We start from the raw sequence: 7218 nt of genomic DNA on the forward strand, positions 1-7218 counted from the left end.
GGTCGCGCAGCGCGTGCACGCCGGGGACGGTCGCGGCCAGCATGGCGGCCACCAGCCCGTGCAGCGCCGCGGTGTCGGAGCGGACGTCCCCGCCGAACTCCAGCCCCTCGCGCCTGCTGAGCACCGCGATCCCGTGCTCGCCGACCGGTCCGGAGACGATGATCCGGTCCCCGGGCGCCGCCCGGTCGGGCCGGACGTCCACCCCGGCCGGGACGATCCCGAGGCCGCTGGTGTTGACGTACAGGCCGTCGGCGAGGCCGCGCTCGACGACCTTGGTGTCACCGGTGGCCAGCCGCACCCCCGCCGCGGCGGCGGCGCGGCCCATCGCCTGCGCCACCCGGCCGAGGACGGCGAGCTCCAGCCCCTCCTCCAGGATGAACCCGGCCGACAACGCCAGCGGGACCGCGCCGCGGCAGGCCAGGTCGTTGACGGTGCCGTGGACGGCGAGCTCGCCGATCGAACCGCCGGGGAAGAACAGCGGCCGCACGACGTAGGAGTCCGTCGTGAACGCCAGCCTGATCCCGCCGACGGCCAGGACCGCCGCGTCCGCCAACGCCGCGTCCGCGAGCCCGGTGTCCGCCAGCGCCGCGGCCAGCAGCGCCGAGGACGGGTCGCGTTGCGCTGCCGACCCGCCGGCGGCGAACGCCGGCAGGAACAGGTGCTCGACGAGTTCGCTGGTCAGTACGCCGCCGCCGCCGTGGCCCAGCACGACCCGCTGATAGTCACGCAGCGGGACTGGGCAGGCCCAGTCGGTCATGTCCACCAGGTCGGTCATGCCTCCACCGCCGCTGCCGGCCCGGCGGAATCCGGGACGTGGGTGGCGCCGGCCGGGGCGAGGCGCCGGTACTGGAAGTAGGCGGCGCAGGCGCCCTCCGCCGAGACCATCGTCGCCCCCAGCGGGCGGCGTGGCGTGCAGGACGTGCCGAACGCCGCACAGTCCGGCGGTCGCAGCAGCCCCTGCAGCACCGCGCCGCTGCGGCACGCCGCCGGTTCGGCGACGGTGAGGCCGCCGACGTCGAAGCGGATCTCCGCGTCGAGGTCGCGCCACGCGTCCGCGAGCCGCCAGCCGGAGTCCGGGATCGTCCCGATGCCCCGCCAGGCCCGGTCGCACACCGTGAACACCTCGGCCAGGATCGCCCGGGCGGCCGGGTTGCCGTCGGGCTGCACCGCCCGCTGGTAGGCGTTGGCGAGCTCGGCCCGGCCGGCCTCGAGCTGCGCGATGGCGTGGCGCACCCCGTCGAGCAGGTCCAGGGGCTCGAACCCGGTGACGACGATCGGCAGCCGGTGCGCGGCGACCAGCGGCTCGTACTGCTCGGTGCCCATCACCGTGCACACGTGGCCGGCGGCCAGGAACGCCTCCACCCGATTGCCCGGGGCGGTGGCGACCGCGCTCATCGCCGGCGGAACCAGCACGTGGCTGACGAGCATCGAGAAGTTCGCCAGCCGGCGGCGCCGCGCCGTCACCGCCGCCAGCGCGTTGGCCGGTGCGGTCGTCTCGAAGCCGACCGCGAAGAACACGACCTGCCGGTCGGGATGCGCCTCGGCGAGGTGGACGGCGTCCAGCGGCGAGTACACCACCCGGACGTCCCCGCCGCGGGCCTTCACGGTGAACAGGTCCGTGGCGCTGCCCGGCACCCGCAGCATGTCCCCGAACGAACAGAAGATCACGTCCGGGCGGGCGGCGATCGCCAGCGCCCGGTCGATCATCTCCAGCGGCGTCACGCAGACCGGGCAGCCGGGCCCGTGGATGAACTCGACCTGGTCGGCGAGGAGCTGGTCGAGCCCGTGCCGGATGATCGCGTGCGTCTGGCCGCCGCAGACCTCCATCAGCGTCCAGCGCCGGCTCGCGGTGGCGGCGATCGCGTCCAGCAGCCACCGGGCCAGTTCCGGGTCGCGGAACTCCGTCAGGTACTTCACCGGCTCGCCTCGACTTCGGCCGCGCCAAGCTCGGCGTCGAGCAGCCCGAGGTCGCGGAACATCGCCAGTGTCTGGCGGGCCGCCTCCTCGTCCACTCTCGTCAACGCGAAACCGGCATGGATGATCGTGTACTGCCCGACGGTGACGTCGGGCAGGTAGGCCAGGCACACCGTCCTGGTGACGCCGCCGAAGTCGACGAGCGCCATCCGGGTGCCGCGGTCATCCCAGATCTCGGTGATCCGGCCGGGTATCCCCAGGCACATCGCGTCACCTTCCTTTCCCGCCGGCGACCGGCGCCGGATCCTGGTCGTCGGCCAGCGCCGCCACGGCGGCCTGGCCGAGTGCCAGCCCGCCGTCGCCCGCTGGCACGACCTGATGAACGAGCACGTCGAAACCGGCGGCGGCCAGCCGCGCCCGGCAGGCCCGAAGCAGCACGACGTTGGCGAAGACCCCGCCGGTCAACCCGACCAGGCCGACGCCGTACCGCCGCCGCGCCACCTCGGCGACGCGGGTCACCGCGTCCGCGACGGCGAGATGGAACGCCCCGGCCAGCGCACCCGCCGCCACCCCCGCCCGCAGGCCGTCGACGAGGGCCGCGAGCACCGGCGCCGGCTCCAGGACGCCGTCCGCCAGCCCGAAGGCAAGCGGCCGTCCGCCGGCGACGGCCGCGACGGGCCCACCGACGTCGGGTCTCTCGGCGGCGAGGGCCTCGGCGGCGAGGGCCTCCAGCTCGACGGCGGCCTGCGCGGCGTAGGTGATCCGCTGGCGCACCCCGAGCAGCGCCGCCACCGCGTCGAACAGCCGACCCATGCTGCTGCTGGGCGTGCAGGCCAGGCCCCGCTCCAGGGCGGTGCGCAGGGTGCTCAGTTCGGCGGCGGAGCAGGCTCGCACCGGGGCCAGCTCGGCGGACCAGGCCAGTCCCGCCGCGGCCAGGTGGGCCAGCGCCACCCGGCAGGGGTTGCGCACTGCGGCGTCGCCGCCGGGCAGCGGGATCGGACGCAGGTGGGCGACGCGTTCGGCGCGGGTGACGTCGGAGCCGACGAGGAGCACCTCGCCACCCCAGATCGTGCCGTCGCCGCCGTAGCCGGTGCCGTCGAAGGCGACGCCGATGATGGGCTCGCCGAGCCGGCCATGCTCGGCGAGCAGCGCCGCCACGTGCGCGTGGTGGTGCTGCACGAGTCGGAGCGGGCGGTCGGCGCCGGCGGTCCGCTGCGCCCAGGCCCGGGTGGCGTAGCCGGGATGGGGGTCGGCTGCGAAGGCTTCGGGTTCGACGCCGTACAGGCGTGCCAGCCGCGTCCCGGACCGCTCGAACGCCGCCATGGCCGCGAGGCTGCCCAGGTCCCCGTGATGCTGGGACAGGATGGCGCGGCGCCCGGTCGTCAGGCAGAGCGTGTTCCGCAGTTCACCGCCGGCGGCGAGCACCGGCCCGACCGGGCGGGGGAGATCCACCGGCAGCGGGACGTGGCCGCGGGCGCGGCGCAGCGGGACGACCTGCTCGCCGTCGCAGCGCAGCACCGAGTCGTCGCACGGCGCCAGGATCGGCCGGTCGTGGGTGAGGAAGGCGTCGGCGAGTCCGGCCAGGCGGGTGCGGGCCTCGCCGTCGTCGAAACAGATCGGCTCGCCGGAGTGGTTGGCGCTGGTCATCACGAGCAGGCGCGGTGGCGGGCCACCGCCGGGAGCCGGCGCGAACAGCAGATGGTGGACCGGCGTGTACGGCAGCAGCAGCCCGACGAGCGGGCTGCCCGGCGCGACCAGGGGCGACAACGGCGCCCCCGGGGCGCGGCCGGTGAGCACGATCGGCGCGGCCGGCCCGCCCAGCAGCGCCGCCACCGTCGCGCAGACGGCTCCCACCTGGGCGGCCGTGGCCAGGTCGCGGGCCATCACGGCGAACGGCTGGTCCGGTCGGTTCTTGCGTCCGCGCAGCCGGGCCAGGGCCTCGTCGTCCTCGGCTCGGCAGGCCAGGTGGTAGCCGCCGATGCCCTTGACCGCCACGACCGCGCCGGCGGCCAGGGCCCGCTGGGCGGCCGCGAGCGCCGCGTCGGTACCGGTCACCGTCGGCCCGTGCGCCGGGCTGAACGACAGCCGCGGTCCGCAGTCCGGGCAGGCGATGGGCTCGGCGTGGAAGCGGCGGTCGGCGGGGTCGGCGTACTCGGCGGCGCACCGTCCGCACATCGGGAACCGGGCCATCGTCGTCGCCGCCCGGTCGTACGGCAACGCCTCGATGATCGTGAACCGGGGGCCGCAGTTCGTGCACGTGATGAACGGGTGGCGGTGGCGCCGGTCCGCCGGGTCGAACAGCTCGCGCAGGCAGTCCGCGCACACCGCCGTGTCCGGCGGCACCAGGGTCCGCGCGCCGGGCGCGGCCGTGCTCGCCGCGATCCGGAACCCGCCCCCGCCCGGGTGGCGGGGGCCAGGGACGTCGGTCACCGTGATCTGGTCGACGCGGGCGAGGGGCGGCGCGGACGGCGCCAACCGGCGGAGAAACTCGGCCACGTCGGCGGCGTCGCCGTCGTCACCGCCGAGGTGCCCGCCGGCACCGCGCCCGACGACGTGCGCCTGCTGGCGATGGACGTGCGCGGCCGGCTGGCGGGGCGGCCCGCGGTCGTCGCCGTCGTCAAGGCCGACGGCTCCTCGATCGTCGTGGTCACCGACGAGGGCGCTCGATCGGCGGGGCTGCGCGCCGGCGACCTGGTCCGCAACTCGTGGGCGAACCTGGGTGGCAAGGGCGGCGGCAAGCCCGACATCGCCCAGGGCGGCGGCGGGAACCCCGAGATGGTCCCGGCCGTCTTCGCGAAACTGCGTGGGCTGGTGGCCGAGCTCGCGTCCCGATGACCGTCCGGCGGAACCGGTGAGCGGGCCGGAGACCGGCCCCGGTGACGCCGGCTCAGCTTCCCGGCCCGAGCAGGTGCAGGCCGGCGACGTGGGGCGCGTCGGCGTCGGGGTGCGCGTCGGCGTCGACGTCGGTTCCGTGCGGGTCGGGGTGGCCGCCAGCGACCCCGGCGGTGTCCTCGCGGTCCCCGTCACGACCCTGGCGCGAGATAGGCGCCATAATGCGGACATCGAGCAGCTTGTCCAGATCGTGCGAGACAGGCAGGCTGTAGAGGTCGTGGTGGGCCTGCCCAGGCAGATGTCGGGGCAGGAGGGACGGGCGGTCCAGCTTGTCCGGCGGTACGTCGAGGTACTCGCCGAGCGGATCGCCCCTGTCCCCGTGCGGTTCGTGGACGAACGGCTCACCACGGTTGCGGCTCATCGCAGAATGGCCGAGCGTGGCGTTCGTTCCCGCGCCCGCCGCAGTCTCGTGGATCAGGAGGCAGCCGTGCAGATCCTGCAGCACGACCTGGACAGCCGCCCCCGGGGCGGCGCGCCCGGCGTGGCCGGATCCGCGGGGGTCTCGTCCGCGGGAGCCCGTGGCGCGCAGGCCCCTTTCACAGAGGCCCCTCTCGCGGAGGCCCCTCTCGCGGAGGCCCCTTCCGCGGAGGCCCCTTCCGCGGAGGCCCCTTCCGCGGAGGCCCCTTCCGCGGAGGCCCCTTCTCAGGATGCGAGGTGACGGGCGGCAACCTCGACGAGATGCTCGACGAGGATCCCTATCGCCGTGGCCGCCGCTCCGCCGGATCCGCCGACCGCCGAGCCGCCGACCGCCGACCGGCCGACCGGGCCTCTGTTGATCGTGCTCCGGGCGAGCGTGCCCCGGGTGAGCGAGGCCCCGCAGGCAGGCAGCCCGACGGGTATCCCGAGGACGGGTATGCCGACGAGGGGTACGCCGAGGACGGGTATGTCGGCGAGGGGTACGCCGAGGACGGGTATGTCGGCGACGGGTACGCCGACGACGGCTATGCCGACGAGGGCTATCCCGACGACTACGCGGACGACCTGCCCCCGCACGAGGCCGGGGACGGCGCCCGCCGCGACCGCCGCGGCGGCGATCGCCGGCGTGATCGCCACTCCGCCGGCGGGTACCCGCCGGCGGACGACGCCGAGGACTGGGGCGGCGGCTGGGACGACGACGGCGCCGACGAACGCCGCGGCCGGGCGCTGCCGAAGCTGATCGCCGTCCTCCTCGTCGTCGCCGCCCTGCTGGGCGTCGCCATCTTCGGTATCGGCAAGGTCATCGGCCGGGTCTCCGGCGGCGGCTCCACCAGCGCCGACTACGCCGGCTCGGGCGACGGCATCGCGGTGATCCAGGTCCCCGACGGCGCCTCCGCCCGCCAGATCGCCATGGAGCTGCACGACGCGGACGTGACCGCGTCCGTCTCGGCGTTCGTCAAGGCCGCCTCCGCCAATCCCAAGTCGCTGGGCATCCAGCCGGGCACGTACCGCCTGCGCAGCCGGATGAGCGCCGAGGCGGCGCTCGCCGCGCTGCTCGATCCGGCGTCCTCCGCGCCGTTCAAGTTCGTCATCAAGGAGGGCATGACCGTCCATCAGGTGCTCAACGGCCTGCACCAGCGGCTCGGCCTGCCGTTGAGCGACCTGGAGGCGATCGCCCGCAATCCCGCCCAGCTCGGCCTGCCGTCCTACGCGCCGACCCTGGAGGGCTACCTCTTCCCGTCGACGTACGACCTGGTGCCCGGGTCCACCCCCCTGCAGCTGCTGACCTCCTTCGTCACCCGCTTCAAGAAGGAGGCGGCGTCGATCGACCTGGAGGCCAAGGCCACCGCCGTGGGGGTCAAGCCGGCCGACATCGTGACCATCGCCTCGATCGTCGAGAAGGAGGTCGCGAACGCCGGCGAGGGCCCGAAGGTCGCCCGGGTGATCTACAACCGGCTCGGTGACACCAGCGGGCGTTTCCGTCGCCTCGACATGGACTCCACCACCCGCTACGCCGAGGACGAGTACGAGGGCCCGCTGACGAAGGACCAGCTCAACAAGGCGAATCCGTACAACACTCGGTCGGCGGTCGGCCTGCCCCCGGGCGCGATCTCCAACCCGGGGATCTGGGCGCTGAAGTCCGCCCTGGAACCTGCCGCCGGGTCATGGTTGTATTTCGTTTCCATGCCGCAGAGCAAGGTGACGCGTTTCGCCACGACCGATGCGGAGTGGGCCGAGGCGCGGGCGCAGTACCGCGCCGAGGGCGGCAGGGAGTAACGGAGCCCCGGCCGGGCGACCGACAGGTGTGAACACGGGCGGCGGCGGGCGATCCGGCGCGTTCGGCCGGGTCCGGACGCCCCTGACCAGGCGGGAGGCCACGTGGTGCGGGAGATCCAACTGGGCGGCGTAGGCGCGGCGGGCGGCCTGACCGGCGGTGGTGGCGGGGGAAACGGTGGCGGGGGAAACGGCGGCGTGGACGCGCGGCCGGCGGCGCAG

General features: G+C 75.1%; 4 protein-coding genes and 3 pseudogenes. 3 read left to right on the forward strand and 4 right to left on the reverse strand.

Features of this window, described 5'->3' with window-relative positions:
• The 4 genes and pseudogenes from ND748_RS20985 to hypF form a co-directional block, all read right to left on the reverse strand.
• Positions 1–775 (reverse strand): AIR synthase related protein (locus ND748_RS20985; RefSeq protein WP_251747701.1); only part of this gene is annotated, 775 nt, incomplete at its 3' end.
• Positions 772–1917, reverse strand: coding sequence for a hydrogenase formation protein HypD (gene hypD / locus ND748_RS20990; RefSeq protein ID WP_251747702.1), 1146 nt, complete (start codon positions 1915–1917; stop codon positions 772–774). The genes ND748_RS20985 and hypD, both read right to left, overlap by 4 nt.
• On the reverse strand, positions 1914–2180 hold the full coding sequence (locus ND748_RS20995; RefSeq protein WP_251747703.1) for a HypC/HybG/HupF family hydrogenase formation chaperone: 267 nt from the start codon (positions 2178–2180) through the stop codon (positions 1914–1916). Before ND748_RS20995 ends, hypD begins: the two co-directional genes overlap by 4 nt.
• A 4-nt stretch (positions 2181–2184) precedes the next feature.
• Positions 2185–4491, reverse strand: a pseudogene (gene hypF, locus ND748_RS21000) (carbamoyltransferase HypF); the annotation flags it as partial.
• Between hypF and ND748_RS21005 the strand changes: the two are divergent.
• The 3 genes and pseudogenes from ND748_RS21005 to mltG all read left to right on the forward strand — a co-directional run.
• Positions 4411–4749 (forward strand): annotated as a pseudogene (locus tag ND748_RS21005) (DHHA1 domain-containing protein); the annotation flags it as partial. The pseudogenes hypF and ND748_RS21005 overlap by 81 nt on opposite strands.
• A 16-nt stretch (positions 4750–4765) precedes the next feature.
• Positions 4766–5305 (forward strand): annotated as a pseudogene (gene ruvX, locus ND748_RS21010) (Holliday junction resolvase RuvX); the annotation flags it as partial.
• A gap of 155 nt (positions 5306–5460) precedes the next feature.
• Positions 5461–6999: an endolytic transglycosylase MltG gene (mltG, locus tag ND748_RS21015; RefSeq protein ID WP_251747704.1), complete on the forward strand. Its 1539-nt coding sequence runs from the start codon at positions 5461–5463 to the stop codon at positions 6997–6999.
• Positions 7000–7218: the final 219 nt, after the last annotated feature.

Origin of the sequence: Frankia sp. AiPs1 (assembly GCF_023716945.1) — a bacterium.
Classification (GTDB): domain Bacteria; phylum Actinomycetota; class Actinomycetes; order Frankiales; family Frankiaceae; genus Frankia.

Excerpts from the sequence above, each read along its gene's own strand:
- ND748_RS20995 (WP_251747703.1), bottom strand. The coding sequence starts at position 2,180 with ATGTGCCTGGGGATACCCGGCCGGATCACCGAGATCTGGGATGACCGC.